General features: G+C 73.1%; 17 protein-coding genes. 10 read left to right on the top strand and 7 right to left on the bottom strand.

Going from position 1 to position 22,324, the window contains the following annotated elements; genetic code table 11:
• Window positions 1–18: 18 nt before the first annotated feature.
• Window positions 19–564 (bottom strand): EF-hand domain-containing protein, encoded by a 546-nt coding sequence (locus tag EDD40_RS44215; RefSeq protein WP_148088660.1) that lies wholly within the window; start codon window positions 562–564, stop codon window positions 19–21.
• A gap of 88 nt (window positions 565–652) precedes the next feature.
• Window positions 653–1,132, bottom strand: coding sequence for an FxsA family protein (locus EDD40_RS02490; protein ID WP_246037353.1), 480 nt, complete (start codon window positions 1,130–1,132; stop codon window positions 653–655).
• Window positions 1,133–1,233: 101 nt separating this feature from the next.
• On the opposite strand from EDD40_RS02490, the gene EDD40_RS02485 reads away from it, so the two are divergent.
• Together EDD40_RS02485 and EDD40_RS41350 are read left to right on the top strand one after the other, a co-directional pair.
• A complete protein-coding gene (locus EDD40_RS02485; RefSeq protein WP_123741457.1) occupies window positions 1,234–2,622 on the top strand; it encodes a KamA family radical SAM protein in 1,389 nt (462 codons plus the stop codon).
• A 197-nt stretch (window positions 2,623–2,819) separates the two neighbouring features.
• On the top strand, window positions 2,820–2,978 hold the full coding sequence (locus EDD40_RS41350) for a hypothetical protein (RefSeq protein ID WP_170184923.1): 159 nt from the start codon (window positions 2,820–2,822) through the stop codon (window positions 2,976–2,978).
• A gap of 54 nt (window positions 2,979–3,032) precedes the next feature.
• Here the strand turns inward: EDD40_RS41350 and EDD40_RS02480 are convergent, their stop codons facing one another.
• A complete protein-coding gene (locus EDD40_RS02480) occupies window positions 3,033–4,367 on the bottom strand; it encodes a hypothetical protein (protein WP_123741456.1) in 1,335 nt (444 codons plus the stop codon).
• A gap of 187 nt (window positions 4,368–4,554) precedes the next feature.
• On the opposite strand from EDD40_RS02480, the gene EDD40_RS02475 reads away from it, so the two are divergent.
• The 3 genes from EDD40_RS02475 (at window position 4,555) to EDD40_RS02465 (ending at window position 7,478) form a co-directional block, all read left to right on the top strand.
• Window positions 4,555–5,400 carry a carbohydrate kinase family protein gene (locus EDD40_RS02475; protein ID WP_123741455.1) on the top strand — a complete coding sequence of 282 codons (846 nt, stop codon included), beginning with the start codon at window positions 4,555–4,557 and terminating at the stop codon, window positions 5,398–5,400.
• A 75-nt stretch (window positions 5,401–5,475) separates the two neighbouring features.
• Complete coding sequence (locus EDD40_RS02470; RefSeq protein WP_123741454.1) at window positions 5,476–6,516, top strand: LacI family DNA-binding transcriptional regulator; 1,041 nt, start codon at window positions 5,476–5,478, stop codon at window positions 6,514–6,516.
• Window positions 6,513–7,478, top strand: a complete 966-nt coding sequence (locus EDD40_RS02465) for a winged helix DNA-binding domain-containing protein (RefSeq protein WP_123741453.1) — start codon at window positions 6,513–6,515, stop codon at window positions 7,476–7,478. The genes EDD40_RS02470 and EDD40_RS02465 overlap by 4 nt, the downstream gene beginning before the upstream one ends.
• Window positions 7,479–7,810: 332 nt before the next feature.
• Here the strand turns inward: EDD40_RS02465 and EDD40_RS02460 are convergent, their stop codons facing one another.
• Complete coding sequence (locus EDD40_RS02460) at window positions 7,811–10,810, bottom strand: carbohydrate binding domain-containing protein (RefSeq protein WP_123741452.1); 3,000 nt, start codon at window positions 10,808–10,810, stop codon at window positions 7,811–7,813.
• Window positions 10,811–11,004: 194 nt separating this feature from the next.
• Between EDD40_RS02460 and EDD40_RS02455 the strand changes: the two genes are divergently transcribed.
• The 5 genes from EDD40_RS02455 (at window position 11,005) to EDD40_RS02435 (ending at window position 16,683) form a co-directional block, all read left to right on the top strand.
• Window positions 11,005–13,320 (top strand): helix-turn-helix transcriptional regulator, encoded by a 2,316-nt coding sequence (locus EDD40_RS02455; protein ID WP_170184922.1) that lies wholly within the window; start codon window positions 11,005–11,007, stop codon window positions 13,318–13,320.
• Between the two features lie 68 nt (window positions 13,321–13,388).
• The gene (locus EDD40_RS02450) at window positions 13,389–13,808 is read left to right on the top strand and encodes a hypothetical protein (RefSeq protein ID WP_123741450.1); all 420 of its coding nucleotides are present in this window, start codon (window positions 13,389–13,391) and stop codon (window positions 13,806–13,808) included.
• Window positions 13,809–14,045: 237 nt separating this feature from the next.
• The gene (locus tag EDD40_RS02445; protein WP_123741449.1) at window positions 14,046–14,882 is read left to right on the top strand and encodes a CPBP family intramembrane glutamic endopeptidase; all 837 of its coding nucleotides are present in this window, start codon (window positions 14,046–14,048) and stop codon (window positions 14,880–14,882) included.
• Window positions 14,879–16,027 carry a sensor histidine kinase gene (locus tag EDD40_RS02440; RefSeq protein WP_123741448.1) on the top strand — a complete coding sequence of 383 codons (1,149 nt, stop codon included), beginning with the start codon at window positions 14,879–14,881 and terminating at the stop codon, window positions 16,025–16,027. The genes EDD40_RS02445 and EDD40_RS02440 overlap by 4 nt, the downstream gene beginning before the upstream one ends.
• Window positions 16,024–16,683 (top strand): response regulator, encoded by a 660-nt coding sequence (locus EDD40_RS02435; RefSeq protein WP_123741447.1) that lies wholly within the window; start codon window positions 16,024–16,026, stop codon window positions 16,681–16,683. Before EDD40_RS02440 ends, EDD40_RS02435 begins: the two co-directional genes overlap by 4 nt.
• 4 nt (window positions 16,684–16,687) lie before the next feature.
• Here EDD40_RS02435 and EDD40_RS02430 read toward each other — a convergent pair whose 3' ends face one another.
• The 3 genes from EDD40_RS02430 to carB all read right to left on the bottom strand — a co-directional run bounded on the left by EDD40_RS02430 (window position 16,688) and on the right by carB (window position 22,290).
• Window positions 16,688–17,929 carry a cytochrome P450 gene (locus EDD40_RS02430; RefSeq protein WP_123741446.1) on the bottom strand — a complete coding sequence of 414 codons (1,242 nt, stop codon included), beginning with the start codon at window positions 17,927–17,929 and terminating at the stop codon, window positions 16,688–16,690.
• Window positions 17,930–18,419: 490 nt separating this feature from the next.
• The gene (locus EDD40_RS02425; protein WP_170184921.1) at window positions 18,420–18,881 is read right to left on the bottom strand and encodes an SRPBCC family protein; all 462 of its coding nucleotides are present in this window, start codon (window positions 18,879–18,881) and stop codon (window positions 18,420–18,422) included.
• Window positions 18,882–19,011: 130 nt separating this feature from the next.
• The gene (gene carB / locus EDD40_RS02420) at window positions 19,012–22,290 is read right to left on the bottom strand and encodes a carbamoyl-phosphate synthase large subunit (RefSeq protein WP_123747690.1); all 3,279 of its coding nucleotides are present in this window, start codon (window positions 22,288–22,290) and stop codon (window positions 19,012–19,014) included.
• Window positions 22,291–22,324 lie beyond the last annotated feature (34 nt).

Below are 22,324 nucleotides of genomic sequence, written 5' to 3'. Positions count from 1 at the left end.
ACACCCCCGACCGACCCCTCAGCCCCCGCTCAACATCCGCGCACCCTTCACCGACGTGTCCTCCGCCGTGAAGAACCCCCGCACGTGCGTCTGGAACTCCACCCGATCCACCCGACCATCCCCGTCCACGTCCATCCCCGCGAACGCGATCGCCGCCACCTGCGGATCCGTCACCCCCGACCCCCGGTAGATCCCCGCGAACCCACTCCCGTCCAACGCACCGTCACCGTCACGGTCCGCCACCTCGAAGTTCCGACCCGACACCACCAACCACTTCTCCACCAACTCCGCCGCCGACAACCGCCCCGACTCGTGCGCCTCCCGGAACTCACCCCGGCTCACCACACCGTCCCCGTCCAGATCCGCACCCGCCACGTACGCCCACACCTCCCGGTACGCCGCCACCAAGTTCCGCACCTGCGGCGCCTCCACCCCCAACCCGAACTCCCGGCCCACACCCCGGGCCGCCGCCGAGAAGTCCTCCCAGCCGATCACCCCGTCACCGTCCACGTCGAACACCGCGAAAGCCCGGTCGACGTTGTCCATCCGCAGATCGCCCGACATGACCACACCCCTCCCTGGAAACGAACCAGGGCGAAGCCTAGGAACCACCCCACCGGCCCGGCAGCGCGAAACCACCCGCCACACCCGATCAGGTCAACTCCGGCCGATCCGACGACGACTCCGGCCGCACCTCCACCACATCACCGTCCACCACCACACCACCCGCCATCGGGTGCTGCCCGTACCGCACGTTCAACACCATCGCCCGCTCGCGCTCCTCCGCCCGCCGCGCGATCCGCCGACTCAACACCCGCCGCGCCGGCGGGAACAACAGCACCAACCCCACCACGTCGCTCACGAACCCCGGCAAGATGATCAAGAACGCCGCCGCCGCGATCAACACCCCGTCCGCGACCTCCTGGTGCGGCGCCCGACGCGTCCGCACCGCCTCCGAGAACGCCGCCACCGCCCGCGCGCCCTCACGACGCAGCAACACCGAACCCACCACCCCACCCAGCAGCAACAGACCCAGGGTCGGCAGCAGACCCCACGCCCCGTACGCCGCCACCAGGGCGGTCACCTCCACCGCAAACCCGACCAGCAGTACCGCGAACACACGCATACCCATCCCAACGCACAACCACCCCGAAACGCTCCCGCCGTAATATTTACGGCGAACAGGTCATCTGGCAGCATATCTTCACGCCACTCGACCCAGAGGGAGCATGGATGACTGCGCTGCACGAGGTCACGCCCACGCAGCACAGGGCTGACCTCCAGCCCTACACCTACGTGCGCCAAGAGCTGGTCGAACCCGACTGGCGCCGCTTCCCCGGCTGGCGCGACACCACCGACGCCCAATGGCGCGACGCCCAGTGGCAACGCGCCAACTGCGTCAAGAACCCCAAACAGCTGCGCACCCTCATGGGCGACCTGCTCACCGACCGGTTCTACGACGAACTGGCCGCCGACCAGCAGCGATCCGCCACCATGTCCATGCTCGTGCCACCCCAGATGCTCAACACCATGGCACCCGACGCCCCACTCGACCCCGAGGCGTTCACCGAAGCCTTCTTCGCCGACCCCGTCCGCCGCTACATGATCCCGGTCCACTCCGACCGCGACCCCGACTGGCCCAGCCACCCCCACTCCGCCCGCGACTCCCTCCACGAAGCCGAGATGTGGGTCGTCGAAGGCCTCACCCACCGCTACCCCACCAAGGTCCTCGCCGAACTCGTCTCCACCTGCCCCCAGTACTGCGGCCACTGCACCCGCATGGACCTCGTCGGCAACTCCACACCCCAGGTCCAGAAGCACAAGCTCGCGCTCAAACCGGTCGACCGCCAGGACCAGATGATCGACTACCTCAAGCGCACACCCGGCGTCCGCGACGTCGTCGTCTCCGGCGGCGACGTCGCCAACGTCCCCTGGCCCCAGCTCGAGTCGTTCCTCATGCGACTGCTCGACATCGACACCGTCCGCGACGTCCGCCTCGCCACCAAGGCCCTCGCCGGACTGCCCCAGCACTGGCTCCAGCCCAAGGTCGTCGAAGGCCTCGAACGCGTCGCCCGCACCGCCGGCCGCCGCGGCGTCAACCTCGCCATCCACACCCACGTCAACCACGTGCAGTCCGTGACGCCGCTCGTCGCCGAAGCCGCCCGCACCGCCCTCGAAGTCGGCGTCCGCGACGTCCGCAACCAGGGCGTGCTCATGAAGGGCGTCAACGCCACCCCGGAAGACCTGCTCGACCTCTGCTTCGCGCTCCAGGGCGAGGCGAACATCCTGCCGTACTACTTCTACATGTGCGACATGATCCCCAACGCCGAGCACTGGCGCGTCGCCGTCTGGGAAGCGCAAGAGCTCCAGCACGCGATCATGGGCTACCTGCCCGGCTACGCCACGCCGCGCATCGTCTGCGACGTCCCGTACGTCGGCAAGAGGTGGGTCCACCAGCTCCACGAGTACGACCGCGAGCTCGGCATCTCCTACTGGACCAAGAACTACCGCACCGGCATCGAGCTCGAGGACCCCGAAGCCCTCGACCGCCGCTACCCCTACTACGACCCGATCTCCACCCTGCCCACGACCGGCCGCCGCTGGTGGGCCGATCAGGCCTGACCGACCTCCTGCCCTCCTTGCTGCTTTTGGCGGGCGCTGTCAGCGTGCCTGACGGTCGGAGGACTAGATTTAGTCAACACTGAAATCATCGAGATGATAAAGATAGCCCGGTCGGCGCAGGTGGTCGCCGACCGGGCGGCGGACACGGCCCCGGTCCCGTCCACGTTCAGCCAGGACGAGCTGCCCCATGGGAGTCCATGCACCTCTGGATGGGCCACACCGCCGAAGACGAGATCGTCGCCAACTACGTGCCGCTGCTGTTAGCGGGCCACGAGACGACCGCGGCCGACGAGGGCTTCTGCGCCCTGCTCGACCACTCCCCCGACCTCCGCCCGGCGTACGACGTGCTCGTCTGACGCGGTGGCGGTCCCGTGCCCGACCGGTGATCGCGGTCGGGCACGGGACGCGGACTACCTCGCCGGCACCGACGCGGCGCGTGCCGCGCGGGTGAGGTCCTCCACCCCGAGGTCCCGGCCGACGGCCGCCTCGCCGCGCCGGGCCCGGGCGACCGGGACGTTGACGCAGCCGGGCACGTCGGCCACGGAGTCGCAGTTGTCCGGCCGGTTGCCGGTCACCACGGTCCCGTTGACCAGCGTGACGTGCGCGTCCAGGGTGTCGATGCCGCCGCCGGAACCCGGCCATGGCGCCACACCCGCGCCGGCCTCACCCGCGGCGTTGGCGCTGACCCAACTGCGGTCGAGGGTGAGGGTCTCGCGGTACACGGAGACCCCGCCGCCGCTGCCGCCGAAGCCCGCCCAACCGGCGTAGCCGCCGGGCCCGGCGGCGCCGGCGTCACCACCCCGGCCCGCCCGGTTGGCCGTGATCTTGACGCCGGTGACGGAAGGGCTCAGCGACTGGCCCACCCGGCCACCCACGTCCACACCGCCACCGGTGCCGCCCGAGCCGCCCTCCCCTCCCCCGCCGCCGTCAACGCCACCGGAACCGCCCACGCCACCGTCGGCGGCGACGTTCCCGGTGACGACGCCGCCGCTGATGCGCAGCGCGGTGCCGCCGATGGTGTGCACGCCACCGCCGAAACCGCCCGAGCCGCCACGACCGCCCGTCCCCGCGCCGAGGCCGTCGCCGCCCCGCCCACCGGGACCGCTGACGTTGCCGGAGATCGTGCTGCCGGTGATGGTGACCGGCACCGAGGTCGAGCTGTAGGAGGAGATGGCGCCGCCGGAACCGCCGAGCCCGCCGCGACCGGCGGCCGCGGTGCTGGTCGCGTCCGCTCCGGGGGCGCCCGCGCCGGCGGCGTTGCCGCTCAGCACGCTGTCGCTGATGCTCAGCGGACCCCAGTTCTCGATGGCCCCGCCCGAGCCACCCGCGTTCCCCGACCCGGAGGAGTCGGCGCCGACCGCGTCCTGCGCGTGACCGCCGGTGAGCGTGATGTGGTCGAGGCTCAGGTCGCCCCAGTTGGTGATGAGCCGGAACTGCGGCGCGTCCGCGGCCCGGGCGATGGTGGCGCCGTTGCCGTGGACGGTGAGCTTCCCGGCGATGGCCGGCAGCCCTTCCCTGCCCCCCGGAACGGCGGGCGCGGTGAGCGTGTAGACGCAGTTCGGCGTCAGCGACAGGACGTCCGGAACGCTCGACGCGTTGGCCGCGGCCACTGACTCGACCAGCGCGGACGCGTCACAGGGCACGTCGGCGTCGGCGGCGGTGGCCGGTGGTGCGATCAGGGCGAGTGCGCCCGCGGTGGCGACGGGAACGAGCGAACGTCTCAGCAAGTCGTTGCTTCGGGACATGGAGCGACCTCTCTCGGAGTGCTCGGTCGTGGCTTGAGTCGATCATGCTTCCGGATGCCGCGCGCACGTGAGGGACGTTCATCATTTTCGGTTAACACTGAAGCTATAGAGACAAGCATGACAGAACTTGCAGTCCGACCCTCCTCGCCGTTGGTCGCGCTGTTGATCACCCCTCACACTGGCGCGCATGCACAAGCCGAAGGTGTTCGTCGCGGGCCCGGTGTCGTGGAACCGGCTGGTCAGGCTCGACCGGTTGCCCCCGGCGCGGCCGCACACCGCGTTCGCCACCGGCCACGGCACGGCGGTCGGCGGCACGTCGGCCGGCAAGGCGTTGAACCTCGCCTCCCTCGGCGCGGACGTCACGCTGCGGACCGTCGTGGGCGACGACGAGGCCGGGCGGGCGGTCCTCGACGTGCTCGACCGGGCCGGGGTGCGGGTGATCGCCGAGGTGGTCGACACCGCCACCGAGCAGCACCTGAACCTGATGGACCCGCACGGCGGGCGGGTGTCGATCTACCTCGAACTCCCCCGGCTGCACCGGGCCGAGCACGACGAACGCGCACTGGTCGCGCTGGCGGCGGCCGACGCGGCCGTCATCGACCTCGCCGACCACGCCCGTCCCCTGCTGGGCGCCGCCCGGGCGGCGGGCGTGCCGGTGTGGTGCGACCTGCACGACTACGACGGCGTCGCCGAGTTCCACCGCGACTTCCTCGACGCCGCCGACCGCGTGTTCCTCAACGACGACGCCTTCACCGACCGCGACGCGCTGCTGGGGTTCCTCCGGTCGCTCGACAAGCCCGCGGTCGCCACGCTCGGCGCCGAGGGCGCGGTGGCCGTGGTGGACGGCGTCGTCCACCACGTGGCCGCCGTGCCGATCGAGGAGGTCGTGGACACCAACGGCGCAGGCGACGCCTTCTTCTCCGGCTTCCTGGTCGCCCACCTCGCGGGCGCCGACCTGGCCGGGTCGATGGCCGCCGGAGCCCGCCAGGCCGCCCTCTGCCTCGGTTCAGCGGGGTTGGCTCCCGAACTGTGACGGTCAAGGACTTGCTGAAAGCCTTTGCAAGGACTTTCCTCGTGTGCGCGTGCCGCCTCGGAGGAAGGAACCCACATGGACGGCGTGACCGCCCGGCTCAGCGACATCGCCGCGCAGGCCGGGGTCAGCGAGGCGACCGTCAGCCGGGTCTTCAACGGCAAGTCCGGCGTGTCCACGGCCACCCGCCAGGCCGTGGTGGCCGCCATGGACCTGCTCGGCTACGAACGACCACCGCGCCTGCGGCAGCGCAGCGCCGGGCTCATCGGGCTGATCACGCCCGAGCTGGGCAACCCGATCTTCCCCGCCCTCGCCCAGGTCGTGGAACAGGTGCTGACCAGCGCGGGCTACACGCCGCTGCTGTGCACGCAGACGCCGGGCGGGTCGACCGAGGACCAGCTGACCGAGATGCTGGTGGACCGGGGCGTGGCCGGGATCGTGTTCGTCTCCGGCCTGCACGCCGACTCCACCGCCGACATGGGCCGCTACACCAAGCTGGCCGGGCGCGGCATCCCGTTCGTCATGATCAACGGCTACACGGAGAAGATCTCCGCGCCGTTCATGTCCACCGACGACCGCGCGGCCATGCGCCTGGCGGTGTCGCACCTGGTGGAGCTGGGGCACGAGCGCATCGGCCTGGCCGTCGGGCCGCGCCGCTTCGTGCCGGTGCTGCGCAAGATCGAGGGTTTCGTGCAGCACATGCGCACCGCGCTCCCCTACACCGCCGAGCAGGCCGAGGCGCTGGTGCAGCACTCGCTGTTCACCGTCGAGGGCGGGCAGTCCGCGGCGACGGCGCTGCTGGACAAGGGGTGCACGGCGATCGTGTGCGGCAGCGACCTGATGGCGTTCGGCGCGATCCGGGCGGCGCGGCAGCGCGGGCTGAGCGTCCCCCAGGACGTGTCCGTGGTCGGGTTCGACGACTCGCCCCTGATCGTGTTCGCGGACCCGCCGCTGACCACGTTGCGCCAACCCGTCGAGGCGATGGGCCAGGCCGCGGTCAACGCGTTGCTGGAGGAGATCGGCGGCACGCGGGGCCATGCTCTTCTGGGCACGCACGCCGAGTTCGTCTTCCTGCCCGAGCTCGTGGTGCGCGGCTCGACGGGCGCGGGGCCCAGGTGACCGCCGGTCGGGCGAGGGCGCTGCGCATGCGGGCGCAACGCCTGACGACCCCTGCCCGCTCGCTGCCCGAGCTGCTGCGCGACGTGCTCGCCGTGCAGGCGCAGGACACCACGGCCGCGGGTCTCGCGGTGCGGGCCCGCACCACCGGCGTCACGTCCGCCGACCTGCGCGCCGCGCTCGCCGCCGGCGACGTCGTGCGGACGTGCGCGATGCGCGGCGCGGTGCACCTGCTGCGCCGGGAGGACGCCGGCTGGCTGGTGGGGCTGCTCGGCCCGGTGAACGCGGCCCGCTCCCGGCGACGGCGGCTGGAGCTCGGCCTGACCGACGACGTGTGCGCGCGGGCGCTGGACGCCCTGCGGGAGGTGCTGACCGAACCGCTGACCAGGCCGCAGGTCGTCGCCCGGCTCGCCGACGTCGGCGTGGTCCTCGACCCGGCCTCCCCCGCGCCCGCCTACCTGCTGGCCCACGCCGCCAACAAGGGCTTGGTCGGCGCGGGCGAGTCGACCTACCGGCTGCTCCCCCGTGCCGAGGACGACGAGCCGCGCGGCGTCGCCGAGCTGGTCCGCCGCTACCTGCGCGCCTACGGCCCCGCGACGGTCGAGGACTTCACCGCGTGGAGCGGCCTGCCCGAGGCCGCGGTGGGCGCCGCGTTCCCGTTCGACGAGTTGGTGCGGGGCGGGCACGGCTGGCAGCTGCCCGCCACCGACGCCGCCGACCTCGACGGCACGGTCCGCCTGCTCGGCCCGTTCGACACGTTCCTGCTCGGCTACTCCGACCGGACCCTGCTGCTCGACCCCCTGCACGCGCCCCTGGTGCGGACCGCGGGACCGCACGTCGTCGTGGACGGGCAGGTGCGCGGCACGTGGCGGCGCCGTGACGGCCGGGTCGTGGTGGAGCAGTTCGGCCACATCCCGGTGTCGGAGCTGGACGTCGAGGTGGAGTCGGTGCTGACCTGGGCCTGACCCGCGCCGCGCGCTCTCCCGGGCCGCGGCCAGGCGGGAGGACCGGACCCGACGGTCAGCACCAGCACCGCCGACCAGGCGACGACGTCGTTCTTCCACTCGGTGGCGAGGTTGGTCACGAGGCCCGTGGCGGCCGGGACGCCCGACGCCGCGAACGCCTGCACCCGCCGGTGCCGTTCCACTCCCGACCTCCCCGGAGGGTCGACACCACCGCCTCTCGCGATGCCTCGTGCCCTTGAGATCGCCCCTGGGACGGCGCGCGTGTCACGACGTCCCAAAGGTGTGGACCCGGCGGGCGGGCGGTGGGAGAGGGCACGCCCGCCCGCCGGAGGTCACTTCAGGTACGGGCCCTCCGCGCCGACCTTGCCCGGCGCCGGGTTGCCCGGCAGGTCCAGGACGTAGACGCGGGCGTTGCCCTTGCCGCCGGGGTTCGCGGTCAGCGAGCCCGTGGTGACCGTCCTCGTGTCACCGGTGACGGCGTCGCGGTACGTGCCGTTGGGCACGCCGGTGAACGTCGCCGAACCGGAGATCGCGACCAGCGCGAAGCTGTCCACCGATCCCGACGTGTAGCGGCGCTTGAACGCCATCCCGCCGGACACGCCGTCCGTCGAGTACTGCCCCTTCTGCAGCGCGGGCACCGCGCGGCGGATCTGGTTGAGCCGCTGCACGTGCTTGACCAGCGGCTTCTGCAACGTCGTCGCGACCTGCCCGGACGCGGAGGACACCACGCCGTAGTCCGACGCGGTCACCTGCCCGGCGAGGTGGTCGCCGTAGTACGCCCGACCGGTCGTCGCCAGCGGGCAGGTGGGGCCGCAGTCGATCGGCTTGCCCGCCTGGAACTCGATCTCCGAGCCGTAGTAGAGCGTCGGGATGCCCCGGAACGTCCACATCAGGCTCATGTTCTCCGCCCACGCGTCCGTGCCGCCCGCGTAGCGCACGCTGGACTTGTTCGGCCCGAAGTCGTGCGAGTCCACGTACGTCACGTTGTAGGTGGCGTCGTTGGTGGAGTCGTCGGAGTCCTTCGCGTTCCAGAACGCGTTGTTCGCGTCGCCGAAGTTCATGTGCATGCGCATGTCGATGATGTCCATGCCGGAGGACTTCGAGTGGTCCGGCGCGTGGTAGGCGTTGCCGTCGAGGAACGCGTTGCGGCTCGTCGGCTGCCCGCCGGTGCCCTGGCCCTGCTCGTACTCGTACTGCTCCAGGGCGGCGGTGGCGTCGTCGGCGCTGTACTCGCGGCGTTCCTTCCAGGTGAAGAACTGCGCCGAGTGGTTGACCGAGCCGCGGTTCCACTTGTCGTTGACGAACGCCGCGACCTCGCCGAAGACGAAGAAGTCGCGGCCCTTGTCCCCGAACTTCGCGGTGGCATGCTGCTGGATCGCGGGCAGGAACCGGCGGTTCCAGGTCACCCGGGGGATGTGCACGGCGGTGTCGACCCGGAACCCGTCCACACCCATGTCGATGAACCGGTTGTAGGCGTCGACCAGGTACTTCTGCACGATCGGGTTCTCGGTGTCGAAATCGGCCAGGTCCTCGTGCAGCCAGCAGGACCGGGAGTCCTCGCCCTCCCAGTTGCCGATCCAGCAGCGGTGGTAGAGCTGGGCGGGGAACATGCCCGAGGTGGGGCTGGGCCACTGGCAGCCGTAGATCCGGTAGCCCTCGGGGCTGGTGTGCCGGGTCGGCTCGCCCCAGTCGACGCAGGTGTTCCCGGCGGGCTCCGTGGACGACCACAGGTCGCCGTTGTAATAGGACTTGCCGGTGGTCGGGTCGATGGTCAGGCCGTCGTACTCGAAGCCCTGCACCGGCTGGTCGTAGTACCAGGACCACTGGTCGTCGCGGACGCCGAACACCTTCGCCTGGAACAGGCCCTTCGCGCCCCAGCGCGAGCTGTGGTTGTAGACCACGTCCTGGTAGATCTTCAGGCCCTTCGCGTGCGCTTCGTGGATCAGGTCCTGGTAGGTGGCGCCGGGTGTCTCCAGGCGCGGGTCGACGCGGTAGAAGTCCCAGCCGTGGTAGCCGTGGAAGTCGTAGTCCGAGCGGTTGAGCACGACCGGGGTGATCCAGACGGCGGAGAAGCCGAGGCCCTTGATGTAGTCGAGCTTGCCGACCAGGCCCTGGAAGTCGCCGCGGAACATCGGGTCGCCGCCGGCCGCGTTGCCGGAGCGCACGTGCCGGCTGCCGCCCCGGTTGTTGGCCGGCACGCCGTCGTTGAAGCGGGCGGTCATCACGAAGTAGATCGAGTCCTCGCGCGGGTCGCCGCCCAACGGCGTGCCGCCCGGTGGGGCGGGCGGCGCGTCGCCCGTGGTCACCGCGACGGAAGCGGTGGACGCGGACTTGTTGCCCGCCGCGTCGTAGGCCTTGAGCGCGTAGGTGTAGGTCGTGTTCGCGGTGAGCGGGCCGTCGGCGAAGCCCACCGAGCCGGTGTTGCGCACCACCGTGCCCAGCGCGCCACCCGTGCGGGTGACCTCGTAGCCCGCCACCGCGACGTTGTCGGTGGACGCCGTCCACGTCAGCGAGACGGTGAGCGCGGACGCCGTGGCCCGCAGACCGGTGGGGACGCTCGGCGCGACGGTGTCCTGCGGGGCAGGGGGTCCGCAGGGATCGGTCGCGTCCGGCGTGACCACGCCGTCCTTCACGGTGCTGCGCCCCGTACGCAACGCGTAGTCGGCGCCGTTGTTGTTGTCCCACTGGCCGGAGCCGTTGTTGAACGCGGCCCTGAGACCGGCGGCCTGACCGAGGTCGATCGAGGCGCGCGCCCAGTCCGGGCACACCTGCTCCATCGCCACGCCCGGCACGGCGGTCCACGTGCCGCCGGTCGGCTGGTAGTGGATCCGGGTCGCGGTCCAGTTCCTGGTCTTGGTGGAGTAGTAGACCTCCGCGTTGGCCGTGGGACCGGGGTCGGGATCCGGATCGGGCCCGGACCCGCACGGGTTCCCGACGCCGACCACGCCGGCGGCGACCGTGACGTCACCGGTGCCCAGGCCGTAGTTCCGCCCGGTGTTGTTGTCCCAGGTGCCCGAGCCGTTGTTGAACACCGCGACCAGGCCGGTGGCGTCGCCCAGCGGCACGGTCCGCCGCACCCAGCCCGCGCACGCCGCCGGTTCCATGCGCTCGCCCGGCACGGCGGTCCACGGGCCGTTGCGCGGCTGGTAGTGCACATTGGCGACCGGCCAACCCGAAGGCAGGCGGTAGAAGACCGTAGTGCTGTTCACCGCCGCGGCGGCGGCCGTCGTGGTCGTCCGTCCCTCGGCGGAACTGCCCGGCGCGGTCCACACCGCCCCGGTCAGCCCGAGGGTCACGAGGAAGGCGGTCAGTCGTCGCGATCTCGCCCGCATCACTGCTCCCGTCACGCTTCATTGCGCAAGGTAGTGCAATTGTTTGCAGGCTAGACCCGGCTCAAGAGAGGTGTAAACGGCTTGACGAGGACGGATGACGAGCGAGCTTTGCAAGAGTTTGCGAAGTCGTTCGCCCGTACGTCGCTTCGTCGATCTCACGGGACGCGCGCAGGCCGATGTCGTACGGTGTCCGGATGACCGAGCGGGCAGCGGGAGGCGGTGTCGTGCCGCGGGCGCTGAGTTCGTTCGTCGGCCGCAAGGATCTGCTGGCCGAGCTGCGCCGGCGGATCGGGCTCGCCCCGCTGATCACGCTCACCGGCGTGGGCGGCGGCGGCAAGACCCGGCTGGCGCTGGAACTGGCGGCGCAGGTGCAGCGCGCGTACGACGACGGCGTCCGGGTGATCGAGCTGGCGTCGGCGCGCGGCGGCGACCCGGAGTTGTTGGCCCAGGTGGTGTTGAGCGCCGTCGGCGTGCCCGACCAAGCGACCACGACCCCGCTGGAGACGCTGGTCGACTACCTGCGGCCGCGGCAGGTGCTGCTGGTGCTGGACAACTGCGAGCACCTGGTCGAGCCGGTCGCCCAGCTGGTGCGCGCGGTGCTCGGCGCCGCGCCCGGCGTGCGGGTGCTGGCCACCAGCCGGGCCCGCCTGCGGGTGCCCGGCGAGGTGCTGGTCATGGTGCCGCCGCTGGACGTGCCGGCTGAGGACGCGCCGATGGACCTCGACCACGAGTCCGTGGCGCTGCTGGTGGACCGGGCCGAGGCGAGCATGCCCGGCTGGCGGGTCACGCCGGAGAACTGGCCGCACGTGGTGCGCGTGCTGCGCCGCGTGTCGGGCATCCCGCTGGCCATCGAGCAGGCCGTGGTGCGGATGCGCTCCATGCCGGTGTCGTTGCTGGCCGACCGGCTCGACGACGTGATGCGCGTGCTCACGGCCAACGACACGACCGCGGTCGAGCACCACCAGACCATGGCCGCGCTCATCGACTGGAGCCACGCGCACTGCACGCCCGCCGAACGCCTGCTGTGGGCGCGGCTGTCGGTGTTCGAGGGCGGGTTCAGCCTGACCGCCGCCGAGGCCGTGTGCGCGGGCGACGGGCTGGCCGTCGACGAGGTCGCCGACGCGTTGGCCGGGCTGCTGGACAAGTCGATCGCGCTGCCGTCCGCCGACCGCAGCCGCTACCACCTGCTGGAGCCGTTGCGGCAGCACGGCGCGGCACGGCTCACATCCGCCGGCGAGGTCGACGACGTGCGGCAGCGGCACCAGGACTACTTCCGGCGCGAGGCGGCGCGGTTGGCCGAGTCGTTCGCCGGGCACAACGAGGCCGCGCTGCTGGCGGCGGTCGACGCGGACATGGCCAACCACCGCGTGGTGCTCAACGACCTGATCCGCGACCCCGCCACCGCGCACGCCGGCCTGCTGATGAGCGTCGACCTGGCCCGCACCCGCTGGTACACCTACGCCGGTCGATTACCCGAAGAACGGCTGTGGCTGGGACGCGCGCTCGCCGCCACGCCGCCGGACCCGCTCTCCTCGGCGCCGGACCCGTTGCGGGCCAGCGCCATCGCCCTCGACGCGTGGATCGCGCTGTGCCTCGGCGTGGAGCGGGAGCTCGTCGCGCGGCGGGTGGACGAGGCCGACGCCATGGCCCGCGAGGTGGGCGGGCCGGTGCCCGCGGTGACGTTCGTGCGCGGCGCGTACGCCGTGCTGGCGTTGGGCGCGGTCGACGGTGTCGAGCTGCTGCGGCAGGCCCACGAGGAGTTCGGCGCGCTCGGTCCCGCGTTCGCGGTGGACCACCACCTCGCGCACATCATGCTGACCGTGTCGCTGGTGCTGCTCGGTTCCCGTGAGCAGGCCGAGACCGCGGCCGAGGAGTTCCACGCCGAGTGCGAGCGGCTCGGCGCGCTGTGGGGCATCAGCTGGGCGCACTGGTGCCGCGGTGTGGTGCAGACGCGGTGGGGCGACCCGGTCGGCGCGCTGGACGTGCTGATGGAAGGCCTGCGGGTGCAGCGGGAGATCCGCGACAAGTGGGGTCCGCTGTGGTCGATCGAGGCGTTGGGGTGGGCGCACTCGCGGGCCGGCGACGGTTCCGCCGCCGCCCGGATGCTGGGGCTGGCGCACGGGCTGCACCGGGTGACCGGCGTCCGGGTCGACGGCCTGGTGCCGTTCGCCTGGGTCACCGCGCAGGCCGTGGCGCGGGCCAAGGCGGTGCTCGGCGAGGACGAGTACGCGCGGGCGTACGCGGGGCCGGCGGAGTCGGTGGAGCAGGCGCTGGCCGTCGTGCTCGACGAGGTGCCGACAGCGGAACCGGACCGCCGGCCGGGCGGCCTGACACCGGCCGAGTGGAACGTGGCCAAGCTGGTCGGCGACGGGCTGTCCAACCCGGAGGTCGCCACCAGGCTGGTGATCTCCCCCGCGACCGTGCACACGCACCTGACCCGGATCTACCGCAAGCTCGAGATCAGCAGCCGCCACCAGCTGATCTCGCTGCTGGCGAGCATGGCCGACTAGCGCCGCGTCCTCCGACCGGGTGACCGGTCCGGTCGGGCGGGTGGTCCGGACCCGATCGAGGTGACGGAATGACGGAGGACGGGTTCGTCGAAGCACGGGGCGGCAACGTGATCCCGCGCCTGTTCGCCGTGGCGTTGATGGCCACCGGACCGGTCGTCTACGCGGCCGACGACGGCAGCACCCTCGGCATCGTGCTCACCGCGGTGCTGCTGCCGCTGGGCATCGCCGTGTGGCGGGCGGTCACACGCGCCGCCCGGCGGCTGCTGCGCCTGGACGAGGTGGGTCTGCCGGCGACCGCCGTGGTCCTGTCCGTGGAGCCGATCAGCGAGGACCCCACGGTCCGCGTCCGGCTCCTGATCAAGGGCCCGGACGTGCCCGAGTTCGTGGTCGAGCACGACACCAGGTACGACCCCCGCCTGAAGCCGGGGAACGAGCTCGTCGCGGTGGTCGATCCCGACGACCACCGGGACTTCGAACTGGACTGCTGACGGTTCGTCACGCGGCCTCGGCCGGGTCCGGGGGCGGATGGGCGAGTCGCTGAGCCGGGAGTGGGGCGCTGCGCCGGCGGATGGGCTTGGCGTGCGCGGACGCGCGGCCGGGGCGTCTTGTCCCCCGTGCGAGCTACCCGCGACTGTCCTCTGCGCGGTGACGATTCGGCGGCGCCGGATCCGTAGCGTCCGTCCGGTCCGCGGCTGGACGGTCGCGGACCGGACTGAGGAGTCGTAATGCGCGTGGTACTGCAACTGTCGGCCGTCGCCGCGGTCGCCTTCGCCGGCAACCAGGGCGTCGCCGCCGTGCAGGGCGATCCGTGGCTCACGCTGGTGATCGGGCTCGCCACGGCGGTGCTCGCCCTGCTCGTCTACGCGTGGGCGGTGCGGCGCACCGAGCGGCGGGCGCCCGCGGAGGTGGCCGGGAGCGGGGCCGTCGCCGCGACCGGCCGGGGCCTGGTGATCGGTGCGCTGATGTGCGGGTCGGTCATCGCGGCCATCGCGACGCTGGGCGGCTACTCGGTCGCCGGTCTCGGCTCGGTGACGGGCGCGGTGTCGCTGGTCGGTTTCATGGCGGCCGCCGCCGTGACCGAGGAGCTGCTCTTCCGGGGCGTGCTGTTCCGGATCGTCGAGGAACGCACCGGCACCTGGATCGCGTTGCTGCTGAGCGGTGTGGTGTTCGGCGTGGCGCACCTGGTCAACCCGAACGCGAGCCTGTGGGGCGCGACCGCCATCGCGATCGAGGCGGGTTTCATGCTCGCCGCCGCCTACGCCGCCACCCGCACCCTGTGGGTGCCGATCGGGTTGCACCTCGGCTGGAACTTCGCCCTCTCGGGCATCTTCGCCGCCGAGGTCTCGGGCAACGACACGACCCGGGGTCTGCTGGACGCGACGTTCTCCGGCCCGACCCCGCTCACCGGCGGCGACTTCGGTCCCGAGGCGAGCGGGGTCGCGGTGGCGGCCGGGGCGGCGCTGACGGTCGTGTTCCTGTGGCTGGCCCGCCGGCGCGGTCACGTCGTCCCGCGCCGCCGCCGCGCGGAGGCCGACGCCCCGACCGCTACGCTCGCCGGGTGATCGACCTCCGCGGGGTTCAGGACCTGTGGCGGCGGTGTCACGTCGTGGTGCGCGATCTCCCGTTCGCCCTGCTGATCGCCGCCACGGCGTTCCTGCCGGGGCTGAACGACTACGGGACGCAGCTCGGTGACCTGCCCCACCGGCCCTTCGACGCGCTGACCGTCGGGGTGATCGCACTCGAAGCCCTCCCGATCGCGGTGCGCCGGCGGTGGCCGGCCGTGTGCCTCGTTCTGGTGTCGCTCGGCTTCGCCGTCGACCAGCTCCGCGGCTACCACACCGCCGCGGGCACCGCGCTGCCCATCGCGCTGCTGAGCGCGGGCGCCCACCTGGGAAGTCACCGGAAGACCGCGGCGGTCCTGCTGATCGCGGCGTACGTGCCGCTGGCGGTCGCGGTCGAACGGCTCGCGCCGGGCGAGGGCCTGGTGGGGTACGCGACGTTCGCCGTCGCGTTGGCCATCGCGTGGGGCGCCGGGTCGTGGCTGCGGATGTTCCGGACGACCGAGGCCGAACACCGCCGCCACGTCGCCGAGACCACCCGGGTCGCCGAACGCACGCGCATCGCGCGCGAGCTGCACGACGTGGTGACCCACCACGTGACGGCCATGGTGGTGCAGGCCGAGGCCGCGCGCTACCTGACCGCCGCCCCCGATCGCCTCGACCAGGCGCTGACCGCGGTGACCGACACCGGCCGCCGCGCCATCGGCGACCTGCGGCACCTGCTCGACCTGCTCAACCCGGACCACGGTGTCGACCCGGGCACGGGCCCCGTCGGCGAGCTGGGCGCCCTCGTCGAGCGGATCCGGTCGGCCGGTCAACCGGTCGAGTTCCGCCAGGACGGCGACCCGCCCGAGACGACCGGCAGCGCCGAGGTCACGGCGTACCGGGTCGTGCAGGAGGCGCTGACGAACGCGCTCAAGCACGCCCGCGGCAGCCGCACCGCCGTCCACGTCCGGCACCGGGAGGGGGAGATCGCCGTGGAGGTGACCACCGAGGGTCCGAGCACCACGTCACCGGGAGGGAGCGGGCGCGGCCTGGTCGGGCTCCGCGAACGGGTCGACGTGCTCGGCGGCGAGTTCGACGCGGGCCGGCGACCGGGCGGCGGCTTCGTCGTCCAGGCCCGCATCCCCGCCGGCCGCACGCCGTGACGGCCCCGCTCCGCGTCCTGGTCTGCGACGACCAGGCGCTCATCCGCACCGGCTTCGCGACGATCATCGACGCCCAGTCCGACCTCGAGGTGGTCGGCGAGGGCGGCGACGGGCGGGCCGCGGTCGACCTCGCCGCCCGGCTGCGCCCGGACGTGGTGGTGATGGACGTGCGGATGCCGGTCCTCGACGGCATCCAGGCCACCCGCCTGCTGGCCGGCGCCGGCGTGGCGGATCCCGTCAAGGTGCTCGTGGTGACGACGTTCAACCTGGACGAGTACGTGTACGAGGCGCTGCGCGCGGGAGCGGGCGGGTTCCTGCTCAAGGACGCGCCGCCCGCCCAGCTGCTGCACGGCATCCGCACCGTCGCCGCCGGCGCGGCGCTGCTGGACCCCGAGGTGACGCGACAGCTCGTCGGCCGGTACGCCACCCGCATCCGGCCCGCCGAGGGCGCCCGCGGCGACGTGCCGCTGGCGCCCCGCGAGCTGGAGGTGCTGCGGCTGATCGCCGACGGCCTGTCCAACAGCGAGATCGCCGCCGCGCTGGTGCTCAGCCACGAGACCGTCAAGACGTACGTGTCGCGCATCCTCACCAAGCTCGACCTGCGCGACCGCGTGCAGGCCGTGGTCTACGCCTACCGGCGCGGCCTGGTGGATTGAGCCGTCACGGCTCCAGCAGCGCGGGCACCGAGGCGAACGTGTTGGGCACGACCTTGTCGCCGCGCTCCAGCTCGGACGGGTCCACCAGCAGCCGGGCCCCCGGCGCCCGCGTCCGCAACGCCATCAGCGCGGCCCGTGCCTCGATCCGCGCCAGCATGTGCCCCAGGCAGTAGTGCACGCCGTGCCCGAACGCCGCGTGCCCCAGCGCCGCGTTGCCGCCGACCTGCGTCCGCGTCGGGTCGAACCGGTCGGCGGTCGGGCCGTGCACCAGCGGGTCGCGACCGGCCGTGCCGAGGCCGATCATCACCACCGACCCCTCCGGGATCACGCCGCCGGGCAGCTCGACGTCCGTCTTCGCGCGGTAGTGCGGCGTGACGCGCACCGGCGGGTCCCAGCGGGCCGACTCCTCGACCGCGGCGGCCACCGTGTCGTCGCCCAGCGCGTCCCACGCGCCCGGCGTGGAGAGCAGCGCGACCGCGGCGTTCCCGATGAGGCCGGTCGTCGTCTCGTGCCCCGCGACGACGAGCAGGATCGCCGTGGTCAGCAGTTCCTCGGGCGTCAGGCGCTCGCCGTCGACCTGCGCCTGCACGAGGCCGCTGAGCAGTGCGTCGTCCGGCTGGTCCCGCTTGTACTCGATCAGGCCGGCCAGGTAGCCGAACATGGCGTCGGAGGCGGGCACGACCAGCTCGGGCCGTTCGGTCATCATCGCCGCGGTCCAGTGGTGCAGCTGGTCGCGGTCCCCGGCGGGCACGCCGAGCAGGTCGCAGATCACCGCGAGCGGCAGCGGGAACGCCAGGCCCTCGATCAGGTCGGCGTCGTTCGGCAGGGCCTCGACCAGCTCCCGCGCGGTCTTCTCCACGACCGGCTGCAGGGCGGTGACGCGGCGCGGCGTGAACGCCTGCGAGACCAGCGCGCGCAGCTTGCGGTGGTGCGGCGGGTCGGTGTTGAGCATCGAGGGGCCGATGATCCGCGACAGGTCGGTCGGCCGGCCCTTGCGCGCCAACTGGTCCTGCATCGCGGCGCGCAGCCCGGCGGCGTCCTTGGCCAGCCGGTCGTCGCCCAGCAGCGCGCGGGTCGCCTCCAAGCCCATGGTGGTGACCAGGACTTCCAGGCCGTTGGGCAGCTCCGCCGCGTGCACGGGGCCGCGGCGGGCCAACTCGTCCTCGTGGGCGTGGTGTTGCCATCCGCGCAGCGGGCCGCCGACGAGGGCCTGTCGGTCCGGGGCGAACTCCGCGGTCAGCTGCACGTCTTCTCCTTGTGATGCGATCGGGTGCTGCGGCGTCCACTTTCGTGTGAGCGCCACACGCCGCGCATCCACCGCTCTCCGTATTCCCGGTGACAGCGTACGGAGATCGGTGGACATGATCACGTCATCGCGGATACGGAGGCACATACGGAGGTTTGCGGATGCGGACTTCCGCACGGGTGCGCGACGCTGTGGGGTGTTCGGCACCCCGACGGCCGGACACCAGCCGGGCGGGTCAGGCGGGTTGGCCGCCGCCCGGCATCCCCGGGGGGACGACGGGGAGGGGCCGCACCCCCGCGCGGCTCCTTCTCCCGCACCCCTTCTTCCGCACCCCCCGCGACGTCGGTCCGGCGCGGTCTCCGGATGCGACACCGCGTTCGGGCCGTGGCTCCTCCACCGACCTGACCCTCACCGAGCACGCGACGCGGTGCTCGACCGGCATCCTCCGGTCGAGCACCGCGTCGAGGTCGGTGCGGCTGCCCGCGGTCGGTCACTGGGCGAAGTACGCCTGCACCGTGTCCATCTCGCCCGCCACCATGTCGAGGAACGACGGCAGGAACGCGGGGTCGGCGTTGTCGACGACCTTGAACTCGTGGGACCACTCCATGAAGCACCGACCGTGGTCGTTCGTCACCGGCAGGACGCGGTAGGTGGAGACGTAGTCGTAGAGGCTGAGGGCCTGGCCGATCGTGCGGTAGGTGAGGGACCGGGTCAGCTCGTCGCGGCCGACGACCTCCTCGGTGACGAGGTCGTTGCCGGGCAGGAGCGTGAACTCGATCTTGGCGGGCACGGTGGCAGCCGACGACTTGCCGACCCAGCCGACGTCCTTCACCGCGTTGCCGAAGACGAGGTGCACGAAGCCGGCGAAGTCGCGCACCTCCTGCCACACGTGCGCGGGACTCGCGTCGAGGACTGCCGAGTGGTGGGCGGTGAACTTGGGCTGCTGGGACACGGGCGCTCCTAAGGGGTTGCCGGAACTCACGCCACGCTAGGAGTGCGCGACAGCCGCGGATAACGCCCTTTCGGGCAAAGATCGGGGCTGCCGCGGGTGACCGGGTGGGCGCAGGATCGCGGACGGGGAGCTACCGCGGCCGGTCGACCGCGACACCGACAAGGTGTCGCCCGGCCTCGGCGGAGGACGGGAGCCGACTCGGAACGGTCACCCCGCCCGACGGCCCGCCAAGGTGTTCCCGGAGCGGGGTGACCACCGCGTGGCCGCGGCTGACGGCCTCGATGCCCTGCACGGTGGCGGCCAGGCCCTGGACGGTGGTGACGCACGGGACGCCGCGCCTCGTCGCGGCGGCGCGGACCTCGGAGCCGTCGTGTCGCCCGGACGAGGTGCTGACGACGAGGTCGACCTCGCCGGCCAGGACGCGGTCCACGATGGACGGCTCGCCGTCGGGTCCGTCGCCGGGCGCGCGGACGACCGTGACGGCCACACCGCCGCGGTGCAGCACCTGCGCGGTAGCGGCGGTGGCCAAGACCTCGAAACCGGCGTCGACCAACGCCTTCACCGGGAAGATCACGGCCCGCTTGTCGCGGTTCGCCACCGACACGAACACCCGCCCGACGACGGGCAGCGGGGTCCGGGCGGCGGCCTGTGCCTTGGCGTAGGCGACACCGAAGGTCGCCCCGATGCCCATCACCGCGCCGGCGCGGTGATGGGCATCGGCCCTGTCCCCGTCGGGGGTGCGGGACCGGCTCCACCGCGACACCGCCTGCCTGACCGCGATCGCGGCGTCCGGGGGCGGGGTGCCGGCGTCCCCGGCGGCGGGCAGCAGACCTTCGGCGCGCAGTTCCGCGATGCCGGACCCGAGCGCCACCCGGGCGGCGGCCGCGGCCAGCGGCACGCCGGTGGCCGCGGCCGCGAACGGGACGGTGCGACCGGCTCCCGGGTACACCTCCACCACGTGCAGGACGCCTGCGGCGAGCGCGTACCGGACGTTCAGCGGCCCGCGCACCCCGATGCGATGGGCGAGGGCCCGGGTGGACTCACGGATGCGGACGACGTCGGCGTGGCCCAGGGTGACGGGCGGCAGCGTGCACGCCGAGCCGCCGGAGTGGCCGCCGACCTCCTCGACGTGCTCCATGACGCCGCCGAGGTACAGCTCTCGTCCGTCGTAGAGGGCGTCGACGTCGACCTCGATCGCGCCGGCCAGGAACCGGTCGACCCGCACCGGGCGCCCGGAGCCGGCGGCGGCTCGTTCGAAGGAGGCGGCGAGCGCGCGCTCGTCGTGGGCGATCTCCGCGCCACGTCCGCCGGGCACGTGCGACGGTCGCACCAGCACCGGGTAGCCGAGCTCGTCGGCGACGGCCTTGGCCTGGGCGAACGACGTCGCCGTGCCGCCCGCCGGGGTGGGGAGCCCGACCTCGGTCGACAGCGCGCCGAGGTCCCCGGCCAGGTCGATGGCCGCCGGGCTGACGCCGACGACCGGCACGCCGGCGGCTGCCAGGCGTGCGGCCAGGGCCAACGGGGTCTGCCCGCCCAGCTGCACCAGCACGTCGACGACCTCGCCGGTGGCCTGTTCGGCGGCCACCACCTCCAGCACGTCCTCGACGGTGAGCGGTTCGAGGTAGTGGCGGTGGCCGGTGCCCGGGTCGACGGTCGCCGCTCGCGGGTCGCCGTCGACCACCACGGTCTCGTAGCCGGCCGCCGCGAGCGCGGCGCTCGCGTGCGCGCACGTGTGGTCGAACTCGGCGCCCTGGCCGAACCGCGTCGGCCCGCTGCCGAGGATCACCACTTTCGGTGCGGCGGATCGCGGCGCGCCCGGTTCCCCGCCGTAGGACGAGTACCGGGCGGTGGACTCCGCCGCGCGCCGGTCGACCGCCCGGTACCCGGGCCTGATGCCCAACGACCGGCGCAGTGCGCGGACCTCGTCCTCGCCCAGGCCGCGCAGCTCGCCGATCCGCGCGTCGGACAGGCCGTGCCGCTTCGCGAGCTGCAACGTCGGCCGGGTCGCGCCGTCCCGCCCGGCGACCGCCCGCGCGACCTCCTCGATCCGCCGGACCTGATCCAGGAACCACGGATGGATGCCGGTCGCCGCGGCCAGGTCCGCGACCGCGGCGCCGGCGCGGATGGCCCGGTGCACGGCGTCGACACGGGCGCCGGTGGGCCGCCAGCTCGCCGCGACCGAGGCGTCCGGGTCACCGGGCGGCCCGGCCCAGCTGAAGGAACCGCCGTCCTCGCCCAGCGCACGCAGCGCCTTGTTGAGCGCTTCCGGGAAGGACCGGCCGATCGCCACCGCCTCCCCGACCGGCTCCGTGCGGGCGGTGGGGCCCGCGTCGGCGGTCGGGAACCCGTCGAACGCGAACCGCGACGCCCTCACCGCGACGTGCTCCGCGCCCGGCCCGAAGGCGGTCTCCCCGGTGACGGCGTCGGGCAGCTCGTCGAGCGTGTGGCCGAGCGCGAGCCTGGTGGCGATCTCGGTGATCGGGAGACCGGTCGCCGTGGCGGCGAACGCGCCGGCGCGGGACGCGTGCAAGGTCGCCCCGGCCACGATCGCGTGTCCGGTGCGCGGGTCGACGGTGAACCGGACGGTGCACCGGCCGGCCACGCCGATCGCGCGGACCACCGCGGTCGCGACCTCGCGCATCCGCCGGCCCTCCCGGCCGGTCGGTGTCATGGCCGGCGCCACGGCGATGGAGTCGCCGGGGTGCGCGCCCACCGGGTCGACGTTCTCCATCGAGCAGACGACGATCACGTCGTCGTCGCGGTCGCGCAGGAGTTCGAGCGCGAACTCCCGCCGGCCGAGGGCCGACTCCTCGATCAGCACCCGGTGTGCGCCTGGCCCGGTGCCGAGCACGGCCGACAGCTGCCGCTCGTCGCCGGCGAAGCCGGAACGGCCCGTCGTCGACGAGGTCCGCACGAAGACCGGGTAGCCGAGTTCCGCCGCGGCGGCGTGGCACTGCTCCAGCGTGTCGCAGGCGACGGCGCGGGCGACGGCGCCGCCCGCGCCCCTGACGATCCGCTCGAAGTCCTCGCGGTTCCCGCCCACCCGGATCGCGTCGAGGTCGGCGCCGATCAGCTCGACGCCGTGCCGGGCGAGCACGCCGGACTCGTGCAGGGCGACGGCCGTGTCGAGCGCGGTCCGGCCGCCGACGGTGGTCAGCAGGGCGTCCGGGCGTTCCGCGGCGATAATGTGCTCGACCACGTCGAGGGTGACCGGCTCCACGTAGGTGGCGTCGGCGAACCCCGCCCCGGTCGTGATGGCCGCCGGGTCGCTGTCGACCAGGATGACCCGCAGGCCCTCCGCCTTGAGCACGCGGCACGCCCGGGCGCCGGCGCGGTCGGTCTCGGCTCCCGGGTCCACCGGCCCGGACCCGAGGACCAGCACGGAGGTGACCTCACTGCGCCGCGGCACGGACCGCACCTCCCTCGACCGGGCGGAATCGGTC

Origin of the sequence: Saccharothrix texasensis (genome assembly GCF_003752005.1) — a bacterium.
GTDB classification, from domain to species: domain Bacteria; phylum Actinomycetota; class Actinomycetes; order Mycobacteriales; family Pseudonocardiaceae; genus Actinosynnema; species Actinosynnema texasense.
Note: the sequence above shows the minus strand (reverse complement) of the source record. Positions and strands in the feature narration are given on the sequence as shown.